Here is a 23,334-nt window from a genome sequence, read left to right on the forward strand (position 1 = left end):
GAGTTCCGAGCACCGTGGGTGGTGCGCTGAATTTCCGGTGCGCTAAGACGAACGGGCCGTGCGCAAACCCCCAACTTTTTTTGAGCCGCTGTCTCAGCTCAAGAGCAGCAGCCCGCCGGGCAGCGATCGCGCACGCAGCCCGAAGGTGTGCTCGAGCTGCGCCAGCGCCGAATCGAGCGAAGCCAGCCGGAAGCGGCCGCTGACCCGCTTCTCGCCCGCGGCGCCGTTCACCAGCAGCACGCGGCCCGCGCGGTAGCGGTTGATCTCGGCCAGCACCTCGGCCAGCCGCGTCTGGTCGAACACGAGTTCGCCGCGCCGCCAGGCCGACACGTTCTCGAGCGCGACGCGCGCGATGCCGCTGAGCGACTGCGCGTCGTACACCGCCTGCTGGCCGGCCTGCAGCGCGCGCACGCCGGCCGGATGCTCGATGCGCAGCGCGCCCTCGACGCAGGTCACGCAGACCTTGCCGTCGAGGTGCCGCACCTCGAAGCGCCCCGCGTGCGCGAGGCTGCGGCCGGCGCCGGCCACCACGCCGAACGGGCCGCCCTCGGCCAGCAGGTCGATCGCGGCCTCGCCCGACAGCAGGTCGATGCCCGTGAGCTGGCCGGCCGCGCGCTCGCGGCGGATCCGGGTCTGGGTGTTGAGCGTCACCTGCACGCGCGAGGCCAGCGCCAGCGTGCGCTGCTCGCCGACGGCCGTGCGGTCGTCGGCCGTGCCCTCGCCCGCCGCGGGCCAGAGTCCGCCCTGTGGGTAGGCCACCACCGCCACGCCGGCCACCGCGGCGGCGCTCACGGCCGCGCCCAGGAAGGCGCGGCGCCCGAAGTTCCGGCCCTGCAGCGCGCGCTCGTGCGCCGCGGCCGCCGCGGGGCGGGTGCGCAGGTACTCGCCGCTCACGGGCCGCAGCGCCGCCCAGCGCTGCTTGACCTCGTGGAAGGCCGCGCGGTGCGCCTCACTGGTGTGGAGCCAGCGCTGGAAGGCCTCGGCGTCCGAGGCCTTGACCTCGCCCGAAGCGAGCAGGCGCAGCCAGACGCGCGCCTGCGCCGGCAGCGCGTCGCCCGGTGCGTCGCGGTCGTCGACCGATGCCGTCATGGCTTCATGCCGGACAGCCCCGGTGCGCCGAGGAAACGATGGAAAAGTGCTTCACCCACCCAGACGAACGGCACCCCGCAAAACCCCCAACTATTTTTTGTCATGGTTCATCTGCGCGTCGAGGTAGTCGTGGGCGCGCTTGAGTTCGTGCTCGACCACGCGTAGGGAGAGGCCCAGCCGCGCCGCCACGTCCTTCTGTTGCAGCCCCTCCCAGCGCACCAGCATCAGGATCGTGCGGCGGCGCTCGGGCATGCGGTCGATGAACTTCAGCAGGCTCGTCACCTCGGAGCGCAGCTCGGCGGTGCGCGCGGGCCCGGGCGCCGGGTCCGACAGCTCCATCAGCGACTGCACCTCGTCGATCGACAGCGAGCGGCTCTGGCGGCGCTGGATGTCCATCGCGATGTTGACGGCCACGCGCACCAGGTAGCTGCCCGGGCTCTGGATCGCGTCCTCCTCCTCGCGGCTCTGCAGGCGCAGCCAGGTGTCCTGCAGCGCGTCGCCGGCCAGGTCGCTGTTGCCCAGCAGCCGCGTCACGCGCCGCTTGAGGCTGGCGTAGTGCCGCGACAGGTAGTCCGACAGGATCGGGCGCGCGTCCTCGGTCATGGCCGGTTCTCGCAGCGCGGCGCGTCGGGGTCGGCCGCATCGCGCGGCAGCAGCACCAGGGTCAGCGGCTGCGCCATCGCGGGCGGCGGCGCGCGGTCCACGCGCACGCGCTGCAGGGCCTCGCGCACCGCGGCGTCGCGGCGCGCATTGCCGGTCGAGGTCAGCAGGCGCGGCTTCTGCAGCGCACCGGTGGCATCGACCTCGAAGCGCAGCAGGGTGCGGTAGCCGCCAGGCGCGGTGCGCGCATCGGCGCACAGGGCCTGCCAGACGCGCGCCTGCACCCAGGCGCCGTAGTCGGTGTCCACGCCATCCGTGGCCGTTCGCGCCGCCAGCGCGCGCGCGTCGACCGGCTTCAGCACGAAGGCATCGGCCGGCCCGTCGCGCATGCTTTCGGCGGCCAGGCCCGTGCCCTCGAGCAGCAGGCGCAGCGCGGTTTCGGGGGCGTGGTGGCCGCGCACGGCGGCCGAGGTGCGGCCGCTCACGGCCGCGCTGTCGAACAGCGCCGGGCGGCCCGACTGCAGTGCATAGCGCTGCAGCGCGGCGGCCAGGGGCTGCGCCGCGATGTCGAAATCGACGCCGGGCGCGGCGGCCTCGGGCAGGGCGGCCGCGTCATCCAAGCGCGCCGCGTCGCCATCGGCGGCCGTGGCCCACGCGGGCATCCAGAGCCCGCACAGCAGCGACAGCGCCAGGGCATGGCGCTGCCCACGGGCGGCGAGCGGGCGCACCCTGCGAGGAGACGAATCGAGCCGGCAAGGTGGGTGCGCCATTCTGGAAGCCCGCCATCCTCGCGCCCGAATATGACGTCGGTGCTACACCAAAGCATTCCTGGTGCCCGGCAGCGGATGCGCGGATCGGGCAATATCGCCGGCTCGCCCCGGGGGCCGGCCGCCGGGCCGAAGCGCCCTCTTCCGTCATTCCAAGAAAGAAAGGCTCACGCCATGACCTCCCTCGCCGACTTCCCGATCACCCAGAAGTGGCCCGCCCAGCACCCCGAGCGGCTGCAGCTCTACTCGCTGCCCACGCCCAACGGCGTGAAGGTCTCGATCATGCTGGAGGAGATCGGCCTGCCCTACGAGCCGCACCTCGTGAGCTTCGGCAGCAACGACCAGATGTCGGAGGCCTTTCTCTCGCTGAACCCCAACAACAAGATCCCCGCGATCATCGATCCCGATGGCCCGGGCGGAAAGCCGCTGCCGCTGTTCGAGTCGGGCGCGATCCTGTTCTACCTGGCCGAGAAGACCGGCAAGCTGCTGAGCGCCGACCCAGCGAAGCGCTACGAAACCCTGCAGTGGGTGATGTTCCAGATGGGCGGCATCGGCCCGATGTTCGGCCAGCTCGGTTTCTTCCACAAGTTCGCCGGCAAGGAGTTCGAGGACAAGCGCCCGCGCGACCGCTACGTGGCCGAATCGAAGCGCCTGCTCGGCGTGCTCGACAAGCACCTGGCCGGCCGCGAATGGATCATGGGCGACGACTACAGCATCGCCGACATCGCGAGCTTCCCGTGGATCCGCAACCTGATCGGCTTCTACGAGGCGCGCGACCTGGTCGGCTTCGACAGCTTCCCGAACGTGGCGCGCGTGCTCGAGCGCTTCGTGGCACGGCCCGCTGTGATCGCGGGGCTGACGATTCCGAAGGCGGCGTGATGCCTAGGGCGAGGTGCTCGCGCGTTCGGTCGCCCCGCACCCGGGCCGGCGCTTCTTCATCACGACGCGCCTGAAGGGTCGAGCGGCCGCCGTCCGCGGCTCAGTGCGCGGCCAGCTCGGGTTCCGAAGCGGACTCGCGCGGCACTTCGTAGAGATGGAACGGCGGCACGTCGGGCCGGCTGCGCTGCAGCAGCGGCTTGGCGACGTTGTAGACCGGCGTGCCGTTGATGGTGCGACCCTCGAGCGTGCCGCGGTGCGCATGGCCGTGGAACACGGCATCGATCGGGTAGCGCAGCAGTGGCTCCTCGAGCCTGCTGCTGCCGAGGAAGGCGAAGATCTCGCTCGGCTCGCCCTGCACCGTGCCCACGATCGGCGCGTAATGCAGCATCGCGATGCGGCGCCGGGTGCGCAGCTTGGCGAGCGCCGACTCGAGCTTCATCGCCTCGTTGAGCGCCTCCTGCACGAACATCTTGATCGCGGGCTCGCCCCAGGCGCCGAGCGAGGCGCGGCCGAAACCGCCCGCGAAGCCCTTGACGCCCGCGATGCCCACGCCCTCGATCTCGCAGGCCGAGCCGTCGAGCATGCGCACGCCGATCCGCGTCAACGCCTCGTTCACCACCTCGGGCGTGCCCGACTCGAAGTCGTGGTTGCCCAGCACGGCGACGATCGGGATCGAGAGGCCGCCGAGCTCCTCGGCCAGCACCCGCGCCTCCTCCGCCGTGCCGTAGTCGGTCAGGTCGCCGCACAGCAGCAGCGCGTCGGCCTCGTCGGCGGCCTGCGCGAAGAAGTCGCGCAGCGAACCCGCGGAGTCCTTCTGCACATGGATGTCGCCGACGGCGGCGAAGCGGACGTGGGTGGATGATTTGGGAGTAGGCATGCAACCCACCGTGCACCCCACCGCCGCGCGCCGTCATCGGCCTCCTCCCGCTGCGCTTGTAGGCGCCCGTCTGACATTCGATGGGGCCCTTTGCCCCTGCCCTGCCTCCAGCGCGGCGGCATTCACTGCGTGCATGACGCCCTCCACCATCCTCGCGCCCTCGCTCGAAGACGAAGTCGAGCCGCGGGTGGCCGATTTCTACCGGCGCGCGCTGCGCGCGCTCGACGAGGCCGGCATTCCGTTCCTCGTCGGCGGCGCGTTCGCGCAGGCCTGCTACACCGGCATCCGCCGCTCGACCAAGGACCTCGACCTCTTCATCCGCCGCGAGGACTACGAGCGCATCGCGCAGGTCGCGCTTCGGCATGGCTGGCGCACCGAGATGACCTTTCCGCACTGGCTCGGCAAGGTCTACGACGGCCAGGAGTTCATCGATCTGATCTTCAATTCGGGCAACGGCCTCATGCCGGTGGACGCGCGCTGGTTCCACGGCAACTGCCGCGCCGACGTGCTCGGCGTTTCCGTCTGCGTCGCCAACGTGGAGGACTGCCTGGTGTCGAAGGCCTTCATCATGGAACGCGAGCGCTACGACGGCGGCGACATCGCGCACCTGCTGCAGGTCAACGCGCTGCGGCTCGACTGGCCCGGGCTGCTGGAGCGCTTCGGCGCGCACTGGCGCGTGCTGCTGGCGCACCTGACGCTGTTCGGCTACATCTATCCCGCCGAGCGCGACCATGTGCCCGGCTGGGTGATGACGATGCTGATGGGCCGCCTCGCCGGCGAGCTGCGCACGACCGAGGCCCCGGGGGACAACGTGTGCGCCGGCACCCTGCTCTCGCGCGAGCAGTTCCTGCACGACATCGAGCGGCTCGGCTATGTCGATGGACGCCTCACGCCCGCGAGCACGATGACGCCCGAGGACATCGCGGTGTGGACCGAGGCGATTCCCGCGCGGGCCGAGGCCCAGGGCGGGAAGCCTTCGGACTGAAACCTCACCACTTCACGCGAACGCCCACCCCCGCATTGACCGAGCTGCCCACGCGTGCCGCGCCACCCGAAGCCCACTGCTTGCCGAGCTCGCCATACAGGCTCGTGCGCTGGCTCAGCGCCAGCGTGAAGCCCGCTGCCAGCTCGGTGCTCGTGCCGCCGATCGGTGCACCCACCGGCGTGATCGCCGCCGGGTTCACGAAGCGCGCGACGTCGTTGCCCTTCGAGCTGCGGTAGACGTTCAGGCGCGCATAGGGCTGCAGCGTGCCCGCTCCCGTCGCGAAGCTGCCCTTGATGCGCACGCCCGCGCGCGCGGTCCAGCTGCTGTCGGCGTCCTGCTGCACCAGCGCACCCGGGATCGCCACGTCGTCCAGCCGCAGGCGCTGATGGATCAGCTGCAGTTGCGGCTCCACCGACCAGCCACCCGAGCCCAGCGCGAAGGCCTTGCCGACCTCGATCGAGGCCAGGAAGCTGTTGCCCTTGCCCGTGACACCAGCGCTCAGTTGCGGCTGCACCGTGTAGCGATGGCGGCCGGCCTGCAGCACCGCGTCGGCATAGAAGCCGTCGTCGCTCGTGAACGTGCCGTACAGGCCCAGGTACTGGCTGCGCAGGTCGTTGCGGCCTGCGGCGCCGTTCAGGAGGCCGCTGCTGAAGCCGCTGACACGCGTGTCGCCTTCGAGTTGACCGACATAGATGCCCGCGCGCCAGTTCGCATTGGCCCACAGGTCGGTGCCGGCCTGCAGCCCGCTCACGCGGCCCTCGGCATGTGGCGAGACGGTGCCGCCCTGGCGGATGTCCATGTCGGTGGAGATCAAACGGCCCCAGGCGCGGCGGTTGCCGCCGTCGATGCTCGTGCTCGCGCCGCCGCTGCCGCGCACGTCGTCGTCGCCGATGCGCTGGCTCAGGCTCGCGAGCATGCCCAGGTTGCTCTGGCGCAGCTGGTTCGGCAGCGCAGCGAAGAGCGAGGCTTCGGCGCGGTAGGTCGGCAGCGAGGCGCCCGGTTCGGCCTCGGTGCGCAGGTACCAGTTCTCGCCCTCGCCGCCGGCATCGCCTGCGTACAGGCGGTACTCGTAGGCGCCGGCATCGACACGGCCGCCCGAGAGCACGAAGGCGTCCTTGCTGCTCTGCGCGGTGGTGGTCGCGCCGTTCTTGGCGCTGATCAGCTCGATGCCCGCGCCGCTGGTGCGTGCGCCCAGGCCGCCGAGGTTGGTCACCTGCACCGTGGTCTTGCCGCTCGCGCTGGCCGAGGCACCGTCGAGCACCAGGCGGTCGGCGATGCCTGGGTTGTCGAGCTTCGCGCCCAGGCGCAGCACGCCGTTGTTGCCGACGTAGGGGCCGGTCAAGGTGAGCGTGGTGCCGGGGACCGTGCCCAGCAGGGAGACGGTGCCGGCGTTGGTGAGGCCGGCCATCTTCTGGCTGAAGCCGCCGAGGTCGAGCGTGGCGCCGCTGGCGACCACAGCGCTCGAGACTGCGCTGAAGGCGTTGGTGGCGCCAGCCTTCAGGGTGCCGCCGGTCACGCGCGTCTCGCCTGCGTACGTTGCAGTGCCTGACAGCGTGAGCGTGCCTGTCCCCACCTTCACGAGCGAACCTGTGGTGCCGGTGATGGCGCCCGAGATCGTGTTGTCGCCGCCGATGGCGCCGGTGGTCAGCGTCTTCGCGCCGAGCACCACATCGCCCGCGCCACTGAGCGAGCCGATGCTCGTGCCGGTGGTCGTGAGGTCGATGCGCACCTGGCCGCCCGCTGCATTGGTCACCGTGGCGCCTGCGGCACTCGCGGTGTCCTGCAGACGCAGCGTGCCGGCATTGGCGATCGCGAGCTTGCCCGCATCGGCCTTGCCGCCGAACTGCAGCGTGGCACCCGAAGCGATGCTGGCAGGACCAGTTCCCAACGCACCCGTGGTGTCAGTCGTCAACGTGCCCGCATCCACCAGCGTGCCACCGCTGTAGCTGTTGGCGCTGCTCAAGGTCAGCGTGCCCGCGCCGATCTTGCGCAACTTGCCCGTGCCGCTCATCGCGCCCGCATAGGTGCCCGCTGTCTTGCCCTGGTCGAATGCCACCTCGGCGTTGTTGACGATATTGCCCTGCAGGCTCGTCGCGCTGCCCTGCAGCACACCACCCTTGACGGTGGTGCCACCGGTATAGGTGTTGGTGCCACCGAGGATCAACCGGCCCGCATCCTCCTTCGAGATCCCGCCCGTGCCGCTCAGCGCGACATTGAGCGTGGCCGCCATCGCCGCGCCCGCGGCCGTCCCATCGCCCACGCGTATCACCGAGTTCGCGTTGTCCACCACGATGCCATCGCCCTGCACCACGTAGCCGTCGGTGGCGAACTGCGCACCGGCGATGCGCACAGCACCGCCAACAGCATCCACGGTCACGGTGCCGGCCTTGCCGCCGAACACCGCGAACTGGTTCTGTGCCCAATTGGCGTTGAGCTTGCCGTCCATGTCGGTCCAGCCGTCCATCGACGGCTGCGGGTTGCCCACGCGCCAGGTGCCGCTGCCGCCGGCCACCTGGCCGTCGTTGTACTTGGTGCTGTCGCCGCCATCCCAGAAGTTCAGCGACAGGCCCGCGCGGTTCACCAGGTTGACCTGGTTCGCCACCGAGGTCTGCACCTGCAGGTCGACCGTCTTGGCCGAGCCCGGCACGGTGCCGATGTCCAGGCCGTTGTCGGTGAAGCTGCCGCCGTAGCTCATCAAGCGATACAGGCCGGGGCCGAAGCTGCCGCCTGCGGACTGCGCGATGTTCAGCGTGCCGTCGAGGTTCAGGTTCCCCGTCACGTTGATCAGGTCGTTGAGCGGGCCGCCTGGCACACCCGCCTGGCCGAGTTCGTAGTTCAGCGTGGAGCCGCCCGCAAGCGTGAGCGCGCCCAAGGTCAGCGTGCCGGGGCTGTTGCCCGCAGCCAGGATGCCGCCCTTGTCGACCGTGACCGCGCCCGCGATGCTGCCGCTGCCCGCGAGCGTCGCGCCGCTCTGGATCTGAACCGCACCCGTGCCCGTGGCACTGCCGCTCTTGTTGTTCACGCTCAGCGTGCCCGCGCCCACGGTGGTGCCGCCGGTGTAGGTGTTCGCGCCCGTGAGCGTCAGCGTGCCGCTGCCTACCTTGACCACCGAACCACCCGTGCCGCTGATCGTGCCCGACAGCGTGGCGTTGTCGCCGCTGGCGCCCAGCGTCAGTGCCTTGGCACCGAGCACGAGGTCGCCGGCACCGCCGATCGAGCCGAAGCTCACGCCGGTCGTCGCCTGGTCGATGCGCACCTGCGCGCCGGCCTGGTTGAGCACCGTGGCCTTGTCGGCCGAAGCATCGTCCGCGAAGGCCAGCACGCCGCCCGCGGCGTTGGTGATGGTCGACGTGCCCGCGTTCGCCTTGCCCTGGAAGCGCACCGTTCCCTGGTTGCCGATGGCCGTGGTGCCTGCATCGAAACTGCCACCCAGTTGCAGCGTGCCGCCCGAGGCCACGCTGGCTGCGCCGCTGCCGAGGGCGCCCGTGATGTCGGTGGCCAGCGTGCCTGCGTCGACGAAGGTGCCGCCTGCGTAGCTGTTGGCGCTGGTCAAGGTCAGCGTGCCCGTGCCGATCTTGCGCAGCTTGCCCGTGCCGCTCATCGTGCCCGCGTAGCTGCCGGTCTTGGCCTGGTCGAACACGACCTCGGCGTCGTTGACGATGCCACCTTGCAGGCTCGCCGTATTGCCTTGCAGCACACCGGCCTTGACCGTGGTGCCACCGGTGTAGGTGTTGGTACCACCAAGGACCAGGCGGCCCACGTCGTCCTTGACCAGACCACCCGCGCCAGTCAGCGCGACATTCACCGTGGCCGTGCGATCGACGTCCGTGCCCGAGCCATCGCCCACGCGCACCACCGTGCCGGAAGCGCCGAGTTCGATCGCATCGCCCTGCAGCACATAGCCGTCGGCCGCGAACTGCGCGCCATTGATGCGCACCGTACCGCCCGCATTGCTGACCGTGACCGTGCCGCCCGTTCCGCCGAAGACCGCGAACTGGTCCTGTGCCCAGGCTGCATTGATCTTGCCGTCGGCACCGGTCCAGCCGTCGCCGGGCACGCCCACACGCCAGGTGCCCGAGCCGCCGGCGATCTTGCCGTCGTTGTACTTCGTGTTGTCGCCGCCATCCCAGAAGTTGAGCGACAGACCCGTGCGGTTTACCAGATTGACCTGCTGCGCCACCGAGGTCTGCACCTGCAGGTCCTTGGCCGCGATCGGCGCGCTGCCGATGTCCAGGCCGTTGTCGGTCAGGCTGCCGGTGTAGTCGATCAGGCGGTAGATGCCCGCGCCGAACACACCGCCCTTCGATTGCGCCACGTTGAGTGTGCCGTCGAGCTGCAGGTTGCCGTTGACTTGCACGCGGTCGTTGAGCACACCGCCCACGGTGTTCGCTTGACCGAGGTCGTAGTTGAGCACCGCACCATCGGCGAGGTTCAGGCCGCCGAGCGTCAGCGTGCCGACGCCTGCATTGCCTGCCGACAGCACACCACCCTTGGCGATGCTCACAGCACCCGCCACGCTGCCATTGCCCGCGAGCGTCGCGCCGCCCTGCACTTGCACGGCGCCCGTACCCGTCGCGCTGCCACTCGTGTTGTTCACGGCCAGCGTGCCGCCCGCCACCGTGGTGCCACCGGTGTAGGTATTGGCACCGCTCAAGCCGAGCGTGCCGCTGCCGACCTTCACGACCGACCCGCCGTTGCCGCTGATCGTGCCCGACAGCGTGGTGCTCGTGTTCAAACCACCCGTGGTCAGCGCCTTCGCGCCCAGTTGCACATCACCCGCGCCCTCGAGCGAGCCGATGCCCACACCCGCCGTGGTGAGCTTGCTGATGCGCAGCAGCGCCCCCGCGTTGTTCACCACCGTCGCCTGGTCCGCGCTCGCGCGGTCGGCGATGTCGATCACACCGCCGTTCCCATTGACCAGGCGCGCCTGCCCCGCGCTCGCGTCGTCGAGCAGGTTGACCAGCCCGCCGGCGAAGTTCGTGATCTGCGCCTTGCCGCCATTCGCGTTGAACCACAGCGTGGTCGAGCCGCCGCGGTTCTCGATCACCGCATTGCCCGCGCTCGAGCTGTCGCGGAACTCGACCGAGGCGCCCTGGTTCGTCGTGATGCTCGCGTCGCCGGCCGAACTGCTGTCGCGGAATGCGACGAAGCCGCCGTTGTCGCCCGGCGCGCCACCGCGCGCGGCCACGGTGATCGCGAGCGCGCCCGCTTCGGCCGTGTTGGCGAAGGCCAGCGAGGCGTTGTCCGCCACGGACACCGGGCCGCTGCCGAGCGCGCCCGTGACCAGCGCCTCGACCGCGCCCGCGGCGACGTCGGTGCCGCCGACGTATGCATTGGCCGCACCGAGCTGCAAGATGCCCGCGCCGATCTTGCGCAGGCTGCCCGCGCCGCTCACGATGCCGTTGAGCGCGACGGTCCGGTCGATGTCGAAGCTGTTGACACCCGCCCCCAGGCTCACGGCGCGCGTCCCGGTGGTGTCGCCGGTCACGTGCAGGGTGGTGCCCTCGAGCGCGAGGCCGCCCGTGGCCGCGCCGAGGTTGGCGTCCGAAGCGATCTGCAGGATGCCGCCCTTGACGGTGGTCCCGCCGCTGTAGCTGTTGCTGCCATCGAGCACCAGGGTGCCCTGATCTTCCTTGACCAGGCCGCCCGTGCCGGTCAGCGAGGACGCGATGGTCGCGGTCATGCCTGCGCCGGCTGCGGTGCCGTCGCCCACGCGCACGGTGGTCGCCGCGTTGCCGAGCTCGATCGCATCGCCCTGCACGCGGTAGCCGTCGGTGGCGAACTGCGCGCCGGTGATGCGCACCGTGCCGCCCGCGTCATTGACCGTGACAGTGCCAGCAGTGCCGCCGAACACCGCGAACTGGCCTTGTGCCCAGGCCGCATTGATCTTGCCGTCGACACCGGTCCAGCCATCGCCCGGAATCCCGACACGCCAGGTGCCCGAGCCGCCGGCCACCAGGCCGTCGTTGTACTTGCTCGCGTCGCCGCCATCCCAGAAGTTCAGCGACAGGCCCGCGCGGTTGATCAGGTTGACCTGCTGCGCCACCGAGGTCTGCACCTGCAGGTCGGTCTTGGCGCCGGGTGCGGTGCCGATGTCCAGGCCGTTGTCGGTCAGGCTGCCCGTGTAGCTGATGAGCCGGTACAGGCCCGCGCCGAAGCTGCCGCCCGCGGACTGCGCCACGTTGAGCGTGCCGTCGAGCTGCAGGTTGCCGTTGACGTTGACGAGGTCGTTGAGCGGACCGCCGACGGTGTTGGCCTGGCCGAGCTGGTAGTTCAGCGCCGCGCCATCGGCCAGGCTCAGGCTGCCGAGCGTCAAGGTGCCGGGGCCCCCATTGCCCGCCGACAGCGCGCCGCCCTTGGCGATGCTCACCGCGCCCGCGATGCTGCCGCTGCCCGACAGCACCGCGCCGCCGAGGATCTGCACCGCACCCGTGCCGGTCGCGCTGCCACTCGCGTTGTTCACTGCGAGCGTGCCCGCGGCGACGGTGGTGCCGCCGGTGTAGCTGTTGGCACCACTGAGCGTGAGCGTGCCCGCGCCGACCTTGACGATCGAACCGCCCGTGCCCGACCCCGGCTGCGCGAACACGCTGCCCTTGTCGCTGACCGTACCTGAGAGCGTGTCGCTGGTGTTCAGCCCGCCCACGGTGAGCCGCGTGGCGCCGAGAACGACAGCGCCCGCGCCCGAGAGCGAACCGAGTTCGACACCGGTCTTGGCGGTCGAGCCCGAGACATCGACCACGCCGCCCGCGGCATTGGCGACCGTGGCACCCGTGCCCGAGCTGTTGTCGGCGAAGCGCACCAGCCCGCCCGATGCATTGCCGATCTGCGCGCCGCCGGCCGTGGCGTTGCCGCCGAAGCTCAGCTGGCTCTTGCCGCCGTTGGCGATGGTCGCGCTGCCGGCGCTGGCATCCTGGAAGAAGTAGACCGACCCGCCCGCGTTGGCGATGGTCGACGTGCCCGCGCTGGTGTTGCCGCTGAACTGCACCGAATTCACGCCCGCTGTCTGCCAGCCCGCGCCGTTGAGCGTGATCTTCGAGCTCGCGGCCGTGGCGTTCTGCGCGAAGGCCAGCATGTTGCCGCTGTCCGCGCTCGCGGCGCGGCCCACGGTGTAGTCGTTGCCGCCCGCGCTCGCCTTGTCGGTGTAGAGCAGCGTGGTGCCGTTGCCCTGCTGGCGCACCGCGCCGCTGCCGAGCACACTGCTGGCGGTGGTGGTGATGCTCGCGCCGTCCTGCAGCAGCGTGCCGCCGCTGTAGCTGTTGGCCGTCACCAGGCCCAGGGTGCCGCCCTTGCCGGTCACGGTGAGCAGCCCGTTGCCGCTGATGAGGCCGCCCACGCCGAAGACGCTGTTGCCCAGGTCGATGGTGCCGCCACCCGCGCCCAGCGCGAGCGCGCGCGAGGCGAAAAACGGCGCGGAGCCGGTCGCGATGCGCAAGGTGCCGCCGTCGAGCGCCAGGCCCTTGCCGAACGCACCGAGGTTGTTGTCGGCCGAGATCTGCAGGATGCCGCCCTTGACCGTGGTGCCACCCGCATAGCTGTTGTTGCCGGTCAGCACCAGCGTGCCGCCGTCGTCCTTCACGAGGCCGCCCGCGCCGCCGATCGACGCCGCGATGGTCGCGGTCATGCCCGCGCTCGCGCTGGAGCCGTCGCCCACGCGCACCACCGTCTGGGGGGCGGTGATGGTGAGCGGGTCGCCGTTGATCGTGTAGCCGTCGACCGCGAACTGCGCGCCGCCCAGGCGCACCGCACCGCCCGCGCCCTTGTTGTCCACCGTGACGGTGCCGGCCTGGCCGCCGAAGATCGCGAAGCCGTCCTGCACCCAGGTGCCGTTGGCCAGCCCGTTGGCGTCGGTCCAGTTGTCGCCGGGCGCGCCCGCGCGCCAGGTGCCCGCCCCGCCCGCGATCTTGCCGTCGTTGAAGTTGGCGCTGTTGCCGCCGTCCCAGAGGTTCAGCACGAGGCCGTCGCTGTTGAGCAGGTTGACCTGGTTCGCCACCGAGGTCTGCACCGAGAGCTTGCCCGTCGGTGCCGTGCCGATGTCCAGCCCGTTGTCGGTCAGCGTGCCCGTGTAGTTGATGAGGCGGTACAGCCCCGCGCCGAACTTGCCGCCCGCGCTCTCGGCCACGTTGAGCGTGCCATCGAGCTGCAGGTTGCCGTTGACGTTGATCAGGTCGTTGAGCGTGCCACCGGCCACGCCGGCCTGGCCCAGCTCGTAGTTCAACGTCGAGCCGGCATCCAGGCTAAGCGCGCCGACGCTCAGGGTGCCGACGCCGCCATTGCCCGCCGACAGGGTGCCGCCCTTGGCCACCGTGACCGCGCCCGCGATGCTGCCGGTGCCCGCGAGCGTCGCACCGCCCTGCACCTGCACGGCGCCCGTGCCGGTCGCGCTGCCGCTCGCGTTGTTCGCGGCCAGCGTGCCGGCCGCCACCGTGGTGCCACCGGTGTAGCTGTTGGCCCCGGTGAGCGCCAGCGTTCCGCTGCCCACCTTGACGACCGAGCCACCGGTTCCGCTGATCGTGCCCGACAGGGTGGTGCTGGTGTTGAGCCCACCCGTGGTCAGCGCCTTCCCGCCCAGCAGCACGTCGCCCGCGCCGTCGAGCGCACCGACGCTGGTGCCCGCATTGACGAGGCTGCCGATGTCGAGCTTCGCGCCCGCGTTGTTGACCACCGTGGCCTGGTCGGCGCTCGCGCGGTCGAAGAAGTCGATCAGCCCGCCGCTTTCGTTGACCAGCCGTGCCTGCCCCGCGCTCGCGTCGTCGAACAGGCGGATGCGGCCACCCGCGAGGTTGGTGATCTGCGCCTGGCCCGCGCTGGCATTGAGCCGGAAGTCGGTCGAGCCACCGCGGTTCTCGATCACGGCCTTGCCCGCGCTCGAGGTGTTGCGAAATTCGATCGAGGCGCCCTGGTTCGCCACCAGGGTCGCTTCGCCGGCCGAGCTGCCGTTGATGAACTGCACGAAGCCGCCCTTGTCGGCCGGCGCGCCACCACTCGCGGCCGCGGTGATCGCGAGCTTGCCCGCCTCGGCCGTGTTGGCGAAGACCAGCATGGCATTGCCCGCCACCGACACCGGCCCGCTGCCGAGCGCGCCCGTCCCCGTCGCATTGATCCTGCCCTGCGCGATCTCGGTGCCACCCGTGTAGTCGTTGGCCGCGATGAGCTGCAGCAGCCCCGCGCCGGTCTTGCGCAGGCGGCCCGCGCCGCTGACCTTGCCCCCGAGGCTCAGGGTCTCGACCGGGACCACCTCGAAGGTGGCCACACCCGCGCCCAGGCTCACGGCCCGCGTGCCCGAAGCGCCGCCGGTCACGTGCAGCGTGGCGCCGTCCTCGAGCGCGAGGCCGCCCGTCTCCGCGCCGAGGTTGCCGTCGGAAGCGATCTGCAGCACGCCGCCCTTGATGGTGGTGCCGCCGCTGTAGCTGTTGACGCTGTCGAGCACCAGCGTGCCGAGGTCTTCCTTCACCAGGCCGCCGGTGCCGGTCAGCGCGGACGCGATGGTCGCCGTCATGCCCGCGCCCGCGTTGGTGCCGTCGCCCACGCGCACCACCGTCTGGGGTGCGGTGATCGTGAGCGCATCGCCGTTGATCGTGTAGCCGCTCACCGCGAACTGCGCGCCGCCCAGGCGCACCGGATTCGCACCGACCTGGGTGTCGACCGTGACCGTGCCGGCCTGGCCGCTGAAGACGGCCACGCCGTCCTGCTGCCAGCCGCCGTTGAGCTTGCCGTCGATGCCGGTCCAGCTCGAGCTGGAGCCGCCCGCGCGCCAGGTGCCGCTGCCGCCCGCGACCTTGCCGTCGTTGAAGTTCGCGGGCGTGCTGCCATCCCACAAGGTGAGCGTCACGCCTTCGCTGTTGACCAGGTTGACCTGGTTCGCCACCGCGGTCTGCACCTGCAGGTTCTTCGCGTCGGTCGGCGCCGTGCCGATCTCCAGGCCGTTGTCGGTCAGCGTGCCGGTGTAGTCGATGAGGCGGTAGAGGCCGGCGCCGAACTTGCCGCCCGCGGACTGCGCGACGTTGAGCGTGCCGTCGAGCTGCAGGTTGCCGTTGACGCTGATCAGGTCGTTGAGCGCGCCGCCGGCCACGCCGGCCTGGCCCAGGTCGTAGTTCAGCACGGAGCCGGCCGCGAGGTTCAGGCCACCGAGCGTGAGTGTGCCGACACCGCCATTGCCGGCCGACAGCACGCCGCCGTCGGCGACCGTGACCGCGCCCGCGATGCTGCCGGTGCCCGCGAGCGTGGCGCCCGACTGCACCTGCACGCCGCCGATGCCGGTGGCGCTGCCGCTCGTGTTGTTCGCGGCGAGCGTGCCGCCGGCCACCGTCGTGCCGCCGGTGTAGGTGTTGGCACCGTTCAGGCCGAGCGTGCCGCCGCCGACCTTCACGACCGACCCGCCGTTGCCGCTGATCGTGCCCGACAGCGTGGTGCTCGTGTTCAACCCGCCGGTGGTCAACGCCTTGGCCCCCAGCTGCACGTCACCCGCGCCCTCGAGCGAGCCGATGCCCACACCCGCCGTAGTGAGCTTGCTGATGCGCAGCAGCGCCCCCGCGTCGTTCACCACCGTGGCCTGGTCCGCGCTCGCACGGTCGGCGATGTCGATCACACCGCCGTTCCCATTGACCAGGCGCGCCTGCCCGGCGCTCGCGTCGTCGAGCAGGTTGACCAGCCCGCCGGCGAAGTTCGTGATCTGCGCCTTGCCGCCATTCGCGTTGAACCACAGCGTGGTCGAGCCGCCGCGGTTCTCGATCACCGCATTGCCCGCGCTCGAGGCGTCGCGGAACTCGACCGAGGCGCCCTGGTTCGTCGTGATGCTCGCATCGCCGGCCGAGCTGCTGTCGCGGAACGCGACGAAGCCGCCGTTGTCGCCCGGCGCGCCACCGCGCGCGGCCACGGTGATCGCGAGCGCGCCCGCCTCGGCCGTGTTGGTGAAGGCCAGCGAGGCGTTGTCCGCCACGGACACCGGGCCGCTGCCCAGTGCGCCCGTGACCAGCGCCTCGACCGCGCCCGCGGCGACGTCGGTGCCGCCGACGTATGCATTGGCCGCACCGAGCTGCAAGGTGCCCGTGCCGATCTTGCGCAGGCTGCCCGCGCCGCTGACCGTACCGTCCAGCGCGACGGTCTGGTCGATGTCGAAGCTGTTGACCCCCGTGCCCAGGCTCACGGCGCGCTTGCTGGCCGTGTCGCCCGTCACGTGCAAGGTGGCGCCTTCGAGCGCGAGGCCGCCCCCGACCGCGCCGAGGTTGGCGTCCGATGCGATCTGCAGGATGCCGCCCTTGACGGTGGTGCCGCCGCTGTAGCTGTTGCTGCCGTCCAGCACCAGCGTGCCCAGGTCGTCCTTGACCAGGCCGCCCGCGCCGGCGATCTCGGAAGCGATGGTCGCGGTCATGCCCGCACCCGCCGCGGTGCCGTCGCCCACGCGCACCACCGTCTGCGGTGCGGTGATCGTGAGCGCATCGCCGTTGACCGTGTAGCCGTCGACCGCGAACTGCGCGCCGCCGATGCCCACCGGCTTCGCCCCGCCCTGAGTGTCGACCGTGACGATGCCGGCCTGGCCGCTGAAGATGGCCACGCCATCCTGCTGCCAGCCGGCGTTGAGCGCGCCGTCGACGCCGGTCCAGCTCGAGGTCGAGCCACCCGCGCGCCAGGTGCCGCTGCCGCCCGCGATCTTGCCGTCGTTGAAATTCGCCGGATCGGCGCCGTCCCACAACGTGAGCGTCACGCCGTCGCTGTTGACCAGGTTGACCTGGTTCGCGACGCTGGTCTGCACCTGCAGGTTCTTCGCGTCGGTCGGCGCGGTGCCGATCTCCAGGCCGTTGTCGGTCAGCGAGCCGGTGTAGTCGATGAGCCGGTAGAGACCGGCGCCGAACTTGCCGCCTTGCGACTGCGTCACGTTGAGCGTGCCGTCGAGCTGCAGGTTGCCGTTGACGCTGATCAGGTCGTTGAATGCCCCGCCCGCCACGCCGGCCTGGCCGAGCTCGTAGTTCAGCGTCGAGCCGGCCGCGAGGTTCAGGCCGCCGACGGTCAGCGTGCCCGCGCCGCCGGCACCGGGCGACAGGATGCCTTCGCCGACGTTCACCGTGCCCGCGATGCTGCCGCTGCCGCCGAGCGTGCCGCCGCCCTGCACCTGCACCGCGCCGCTGCCGGTGGCGCTGCCGCTGGTGTTGGCGACGATCAGCGTGGTGCCCGTGACGGTCGTGCCGCCGCCGTAGGTGTTGGCACCGGTCAGCCCCACCGCGCCCGTGCCGGACAACGCGAGCGCGCCGTCGCCGTCGATGGTGCCGGTCAGCGTCAGCGGGTTGCTGCCGTCCACGCCGAGCGTGGCGCCGGCACCCAGCGTCACGCCGTTGTTCACCCCGATGTTCGCCACGCCGCTGCGCAGGTTCGCGTTGCCGGCCACCGAGAGCTTGCCGCCCCCCAGCGCGAGGCCGTCGCCGAGGCTCAGCGTGCCGCTGTTGAGCGTGGTGCCGCCGGTGAAGCCGTTGGCCTTGCCGAGCGTCAAGGTGCCGGTGCCGCTGTAGATGATGCCGCCGGTGCCCGTGATCTGGCCGCCGAGCGCGATGTCGTTCGCGCCATCGACGTTCAGGTTCGCATTGAGCACCACGTCGTTCGCGAGGTTCACGGCCGCGCTCGCGTCGAGCGCGGCGGTGCCGCTCACCGTCAGGTCGCCGCCGCCCAGCGCGGTGTCGGTGCCCACGCGCAGCGCGCCGGACTGCAGGTTCACGCCGCCCGAGAAGTTGTTCGCGCCGCCCAGCGTGAGGCGGCCCGTGCCGTTCTTCGTCAATGCGCGCAGGCCGGTGATCGCACCGTTGAGCGCGAGGTCGTTGGCACCGCCGACGGTGAGCGCCGCATTGAGGCGGAAGTCGTTGGCGAGGCTCACCGCCTTGTTCGCCTCGAGCGAGCTCGGGCCGCTGACCGTGACGCCGGCCTGGCCCAGCGCCGTGTCGTTGCCCACGGTGAGCGTGCCGGCGCCGAGGTTGAAGCCACCGGTGAAGGTGTTGGCGCCGTTGAGCGTGACGCCCGGCGCGCCGGCCAGGCTGATGCCGCCGGCGCCGCTGATCGTGCCATTGAGCGTGAGCGCGCCGCCGCTGCCGGCCGCGCCGAAGTTCAGCGTGTTGTTGAGCACCACGTTGTTGGCGAGCGTCACGCCGGCCGCGCCGGTCAGCACGGAGGCGCCGTCGATGGTGAGGTCGCCGGTGCCGAGCGCCGTATTGCTGCCCACGTCCAGCCTGCCGCCGCCCATCGTCGTGCCGCCGCCATAGGTGTTGCTGGCGGCCAGTGCAAGGTTGCCGTTCGACCTCAGGCTGCCGGCCCCCGAGATGGGTGCGCCGAAGGTCAGCGTGCCCGTCCCGTCGAGCGTCAGCGCGCCGCTGAGCTGCACCTGGTTGTTGAGCGTGCCGGTGAAGAAGGTGTTGAGAGCGACATTGCCGCCCACCAGGAACAGGCCCGAGCCGAGCGCACTCGCGTTGCCCAGCGTCAGGCCGCCGCCGTTGAGTGCGAAACCGCCGCTGAAGGTGTTGACGCCGTTCAGCGTGAGCGTGCCGGTGCCGTTCTTGATGAGGCCGGCGCCGCCGCTGACGGTGCCGCCCAGCGTGAAGCTGTTGGCGCCCTGCACGATCAGGCCGCTGGTGAGGTTCACGTTCTGCGCCAACGCGAGGCCATCCACCGAGGCCTGCATCGCGCCGCCGCTGCCGGTCAGCGTGCCGGTGCCGAAGGACAGCGCGCTGTCGAAGATCGCGATACCGCCGTTGAGCACGGCGCTGCCGCTGACGACCGGGCCCTGCAGGGTCCAGGTTCCGCTGTTGACCAGGAGGTTCTCGAAGTTGAGGTACTGGGTCGACGAGATCGTGCCGCTGCCCCCGCTGCCCGAGCCCGGGCTGCTGACGGTGTTCTGCAGCACCAGCGTGTCGGTGCCGCCCACGCCCGCATCGACCGTGCCGGCGGCCGCGTAGGCCAGCAAGCTGTTCGCCGCCGTCGGGACCGTGACGCCGGGCAGCGGCCCCAGCCCCCCGTTGATGCTCGAACCGGTGACCGCGATGAAGGTGTCGTCGCGTTCGCCGCTGCCGAGCGCGACGCTGCCATTGATGGTGCCCGCATTGACGAAGCGGTTGCCGCCGGCGGTCGGGCTCTGGAACGCGACCCGGCCCGTGATGGTGCCGGTGTTCGTGAAGTTGACGTTGCCGCCGCCGTAGATGCCGACCGCGATGCCATTGATCGGGTCGAAGGCTCCCTGCGCGGCGAGTCCGATCGTGCCCGCGTTGGTGATCGTGCTCTGGCCGGCGTTGGCGATCAGCATGGCGATGCCCGACAGCCCGAAGGTACCGTTGTAGGTGCCTTCGATGCTGCCCTGGTTGTTCACCGCCAGCGCGCCGCTGCCGGGCGCGATCAGGTTGCCGATCGACAGCGCGCGCGCCAGCACCAGCGAGCCCGCCGCATTGGCATCGATCGCACCCAGGTTGGTGAGCGTGATGCCGGTGCCGCCCAAGTTCAACGCCGTGCCGCCGGGCAGCGTGCTCATGACCGTGCCGGCCTGCACCGTGACGTTGAGACCGTTCGCGTTGCTCAGGAAGCTGTTGGGATTGGGCGGCAGCAGGATCGGCGCGCCGGTGCAGCTGACGAAGGCGCCGTCTCCCGGCGCGGCCGGCGTGCAGGCGGCCCAGGCCGCACCGCCCGCGAGCTGCAGCGCACCGAACACCCCGAGTGCCGGAAGCATGCCGATCCTGGTCAGCCCCACGAGACGTGTCGCGCGGCCCGCACGCTGGCTGGTGCTGCGCTTGCCGCGCGCGCGCGTGGTTTCCGAGACGGCCACCCAGGCGCCGATGGCGGCATTCCAGATCGTCTTGTAGGCGCTGTTCATGAACGGCTCGCTTCCGTGGTCGGCGTGCGGAAGGCGCTTCGGACAGAAGCGAATGCAGCCGATGCCGCGTGGGCGATGGCTGTCGAATGGCTGTTCATGGGGTCTCCTCCTGCCATGCAGTCGCGAGGAGGCGCATGGCATGTGCGGCATCACTGCGCTGCCGCTTCGAGCGAAATTCTCAAGTTCCGCTATTCGATTTGCACCTTACTTTTTCTTGCAATGCGCCCGCAAATCCCTCCGGAAAACCGTGGCCTCGCCGACAAAGGAATGCCTTGGTACTCGCCTGGCTCAAGGCTCGATGCGCGCATCCCCCTGGAAGCTGTAGCCCTCGCCGCGCACCGCGACGATCGGCAGCTTCTCGCCGCTGGCCTGCTCGGCCTTGCGCCGCAGGCGCGAGACCGTGACATCGAGGTTGCGCTCGTAGGCTTCGAGGCCGGGCCGCCCCATCGCCGCGAGCAGCGTGCCGCGGTCCACCACTTCGCGCGGCTGCTCGATCAGGCATTGCAGCAGCCGCGCTTCCGCGTTCGACAACTGCACGCGCTGGCCGGTGGGCGACAGCAGCAGCCAGGTGGTGTAGTGATAGCGCCAGGGCGCGTGCACGGCGAGTTCGCCGGCCTCCGCGACACCGGGCTCGCGCGTCCCCTGCCCCGGCGTTTCCTGGCTGCGCTGCAGCAGGTTGTTGAGCACCATCTCGAGCTCGCGCAGGTTCACCGGCTTGACCAGGTAGTAGTCGGCGCCCAGTCCCAGTCCATGCAGGCGGTCGTTCAGCATGCCGCGCGCGGTCAGCATCACGATGCGCATGGCGCTGCGCGATCGCAGCCGCGCCAGCACGCTGAATCCGTCCTCGCCCGGCAGGTTGACGTCGCACACCACGGCATCGAAATCCTGCCGCTCCAGTTCCGCGTCGAGCTTCTCGGCGCTGTCCACGCCATGGGCCAGCATGCCCACGCCGCGCAGGTAGCGCAGCACCGTGTCGCGCAGGTCCTCGTCGTCCTCGATGACCAGCACGCGGGTGGCGGCGGTCATCGGCCGCCTCCGGGGTCGGCCATCGACATCGCGGTCGCACGACGGGTTTCCGGCGGCTCGGCGCTGCCCAGCAGCGGCAGCGTCAGCGTCAGCACGGCGCCCTCGCCGGGCCCGTTGGACGCGACCACGCTGCCACCGTGAACCGTGGCGATGCGGTGCACCATGTGCAGGCCCAGCCCGATGCCCGGAATGCGCCGCACGCCGGCCGCGCGATAGAAGCGCTCGAACACGTGCGTCAGGTCCTGCGGCATGAAGCCCGGGCCTTCGTCGCACACCTGGATGCAGACGCCCGGTATCGCGTCGCCCTCGGGAAAATCATCGGAACGGCAGCGCCGGATGCCGGCGCGCACGCGCACCGGCGAATGCGGCGGCGCGTACTTGATGGCGTTGGTCAGCAGGTTGTCCATCGCGATGTGCATCAGCGTCTCGTCCGCCAGCACCGGCAGCTCGCGGGCGTCGAGCTGCAGCGAGATGCGCCCGCCGGCGACGCCTTCGTTGTGCTCCTCGATCTTCTCGCGCAGGAACACCGCGAGCTCGATCGGCGCCAGGCTCAGGTTGTTGCTCGAGGCATCGAGCCATTCGTCGGCCAGCAGGGTGTCGACCAGGTCGCGCATGCGAAAGACCGTGCGGCTGATCTTCTCGGCCTCCTTCTTGACCTCCTCGCGCGCCAGCCCGAGCCGGTCGTCCGAGAGGATCTGCGCCGAGCCGCCGATGGTGCCGAGCGGCGTGCGGAACTCGTGCGACACCATGGCCAGCAGGCCGCGCTGCTCGCGCAACGCCAGCGCCAGCTGGTCGTGCGTGCGATGGTGCTCGGCGATCTCCTGGCGCAGGTCGCGCGTGCGCTCGTTCACGCGCCGCGCGAGCCGCGCGCGATGCCGCAGCGACAGCGACAGCGCCCGCCGCTCGCGATGGCGCACGCGCCAGCCCAGCGCGAAGAAGAAGGCCATGATGTGCAGGATGCTGCCGAACACGTAGCTGTACTGCGTGAGCTGCGTGTAGGGCAGCCACTGCAGGTTCTTCGCGAAGTGCACCGAGCCCATCAGGAAGTAGATCGCATAGCCGATCAGCCCCGGCCAGGCCTGGATGTTCCGGCGCAGCGCCATGACGCACATCGGCACCACGCAGGCCGCGAAGACCACCCACGCCAGGTTCAGCGGCCGCGCGACATGCCCGTAGCCGCCGGCGATGGCCACCGCGCACGCCGCGAGGCAGACCAGCGTCATGACCTGGAACACGCGGTTCATGCGCGGGAACTGCCGCTCCATGTCGAGCAGCACGCGGGCGAAGCCGAACGCCGCCGCCGTGTGCAGGCAGACCGAGAAGTTGTGCAGCCGCACGGCGGCCACGGGGCTGTTCTGCAGCCACAGGAATGCCGGCATGCCCTCCGAACTCCCGAACAGCAGGCCGAGCGTGACCAGGTAGCCGGCGTAGGCGATGAAGCGGCGGTCCGGCAGCGCGATGCCCATCATCAGGCTGACCACCGCCATCAACAGGGCCATGCCGACGACCGCCGCGTCGGCGTAGTTGAGCCGCTGCTGCACCGTGGCCAGTTCCCGCAGCGGCGAGACACCGCCGGCGAGGCTCAGGGTGCGGTCGCCCGCCAGGCGCACCCAGACCCAGCGCGGCTCGGTATCGGGCTGCGCGGGCAGGCGCACGGCCGAGATCGACCAGGGCATCTCGCGCTGGGCGCTGGCGCGCATCCCGCCCAGCGCGCGGTGCGCGAAGCCACCGCTCGCGCCGGCGCCGGCATCGGGCCACCAGACGTCGAGGTAGTCGACATACGGTGCATTGAGCCGCAACCACCAGCCGCTCTCGAGCGGGCGCTCGACCTCCGCGGGCGAAGCCTGGACCTGGAAGCGCACCCACCACGCGCCCCGGGCGTAGCCGCCGTTGAGGGCGCCCGGCAGCGTCTCGAATCGCTCCTGGTAGGGCGACGACGCCACCTGCTCGCGCGTCAGCTGGCCGGTGGCGTCGTAGTAGGCCTGCGAACGCCCGTCGAGGTTGCGCTCGAACATGCTCAGGCCGGCATCGAGCCGCAGCGGCCCCGGCTGCGCATGGCTCGGCAGCGCCAGGCACGCGAGCAGCAACCAGGCGAGTCCCAGCGCCGCGCGGATCGCGGCGCACCGCAACCCGAACATCGTCCGGCATGGCGCCATGAATGAAGTGGCCGTCCGGGTCCTCGAATTCATGCGGGGCTTCGCGGGAATGGGTGTGCTCGTCCGTCAGGGGTTCTGGAACTACCGGCATCCGTGGCGCCTGCTCGCCGCCCTCGGGA

General features: G+C 70.9%; 9 protein-coding genes. 2 read left to right on the plus strand and 7 right to left on the minus strand.

Annotation, left to right across the window (positions count from 1 at the left end):
- Positions 1-93: 93 nt before the first annotated feature.
- The 3 genes from AC07RV_RS21660 to AC07RV_RS21670 form a co-directional block, all read right to left on the minus strand.
- Positions 94-1,089 (minus strand): FecR family protein, encoded by a 996-nt coding sequence (locus AC07RV_RS21660; protein ID WP_296782141.1) that lies wholly within the window; start codon positions 1,087-1,089, stop codon positions 94-96.
- A 90-nt stretch (positions 1,090-1,179) separates the two neighbouring features.
- Positions 1,180-1,692 carry an RNA polymerase sigma factor gene (locus tag AC07RV_RS21665; protein ID WP_296782142.1) on the minus strand — a complete coding sequence of 171 codons (513 nt, stop codon included), beginning with the start codon at positions 1,690-1,692 and terminating at the stop codon, positions 1,180-1,182.
- Positions 1,689-2,417, minus strand: coding sequence for a secretin and TonB N-terminal domain-containing protein (locus tag AC07RV_RS21670; RefSeq protein WP_296782143.1), 729 nt, complete (start codon positions 2,415-2,417; stop codon positions 1,689-1,691). Before AC07RV_RS21670 ends, AC07RV_RS21665 begins: the two co-directional genes overlap by 4 nt.
- 213 nt (positions 2,418-2,630) lie before the next feature.
- Between AC07RV_RS21670 and AC07RV_RS21675 the strand changes: the two genes are divergently transcribed.
- Positions 2,631-3,335, plus strand: a complete 705-nt coding sequence (locus AC07RV_RS21675) for a glutathione binding-like protein (RefSeq protein ID WP_296782144.1) — start codon at positions 2,631-2,633, stop codon at positions 3,333-3,335.
- Positions 3,336-3,435: 100 nt separating this feature from the next.
- Here the strand turns inward: AC07RV_RS21675 and AC07RV_RS21680 are convergent, their stop codons facing one another.
- Complete coding sequence (locus AC07RV_RS21680) at positions 3,436-4,212, minus strand: metallophosphoesterase family protein (protein WP_093344992.1); 777 nt, start codon at positions 4,210-4,212, stop codon at positions 3,436-3,438.
- Positions 4,213-4,345: 133 nt separating this feature from the next.
- Here AC07RV_RS21680 and AC07RV_RS21685 point away from each other — a divergent pair, with 133 nt between their 5' ends.
- On the plus strand, positions 4,346-5,197 hold the full coding sequence (locus tag AC07RV_RS21685; RefSeq protein ID WP_296782145.1) for a nucleotidyltransferase: 852 nt from the start codon (positions 4,346-4,348) through the stop codon (positions 5,195-5,197).
- 4 nt (positions 5,198-5,201) lie between these two features.
- Here AC07RV_RS21685 and AC07RV_RS21690 read toward each other — a convergent pair whose 3' ends face one another.
- The 3 genes from AC07RV_RS21690 to AC07RV_RS21700 form a co-directional block, all read right to left on the minus strand.
- Entirely contained in the window at positions 5,202-20,033 is a 14,832-nt protein-coding gene (locus AC07RV_RS21690; protein ID WP_492715059.1) for an autotransporter-associated beta strand repeat-containing protein, read from the minus strand.
- Between the two features lie 288 nt (positions 20,034-20,321).
- Positions 20,322-21,059 carry a response regulator transcription factor gene (locus AC07RV_RS21695; protein WP_208510620.1) on the minus strand — a complete coding sequence of 246 codons (738 nt, stop codon included), beginning with the start codon at positions 21,057-21,059 and terminating at the stop codon, positions 20,322-20,324.
- A complete protein-coding gene (locus tag AC07RV_RS21700) occupies positions 21,056-23,197 on the minus strand; it encodes a sensor histidine kinase (RefSeq protein WP_296789377.1) in 2,142 nt (713 codons plus the stop codon). Before AC07RV_RS21700 ends, AC07RV_RS21695 begins: the two co-directional genes overlap by 4 nt.
- Positions 23,198-23,334: the final 137 nt, after the last annotated feature.

This window comes from Variovorax sp. GW821-FHT09B01, from assembly GCF_059418345.1.

Bases quoted from the DNA above. Each gene is read 5' to 3' on its own strand.
- AC07RV_RS21660 (WP_296782141.1), bottom strand. From the start codon at position 1,089: ATGACGGCATCGGTCGACGACCGCGACGCACCGGGCGACGCGCTGCCG.
- AC07RV_RS21665 (WP_296782142.1), bottom strand. From the start codon at position 1,692: ATGACCGAGGACGCGCGCCCGATCCTGTCGGACTACCTGTCGCGGCAC.
- AC07RV_RS21675 (WP_296782144.1), top strand. From the start codon at position 2,631: ATGACCTCCCTCGCCGACTTCCCGATCACCCAGAAGTGGCCCGCCCAG.
- AC07RV_RS21680 (WP_093344992.1), bottom strand. From the start codon at position 4,212: ATGCCTACTCCCAAATCATCCACCCACGTCCGCTTCGCCGCCGTCGGC.
- AC07RV_RS21685 (WP_296782145.1), top strand. From the start codon at position 4,346: ATGACGCCCTCCACCATCCTCGCGCCCTCGCTCGAAGACGAAGTCGAG.
- AC07RV_RS21690 (WP_492715059.1), bottom strand. From the start codon at position 20,033: ATGAACAGCGCCTACAAGACGATCTGGAATGCCGCCATCGGCGCCTGG.
- AC07RV_RS21695 (WP_208510620.1), bottom strand. From the start codon at position 21,059: ATGACCGCCGCCACCCGCGTGCTGGTCATCGAGGACGACGAGGACCTG.
- AC07RV_RS21700 (WP_296789377.1), bottom strand. From the start codon at position 23,197: ATGTTCGGGTTGCGGTGCGCCGCGATCCGCGCGGCGCTGGGACTCGCC.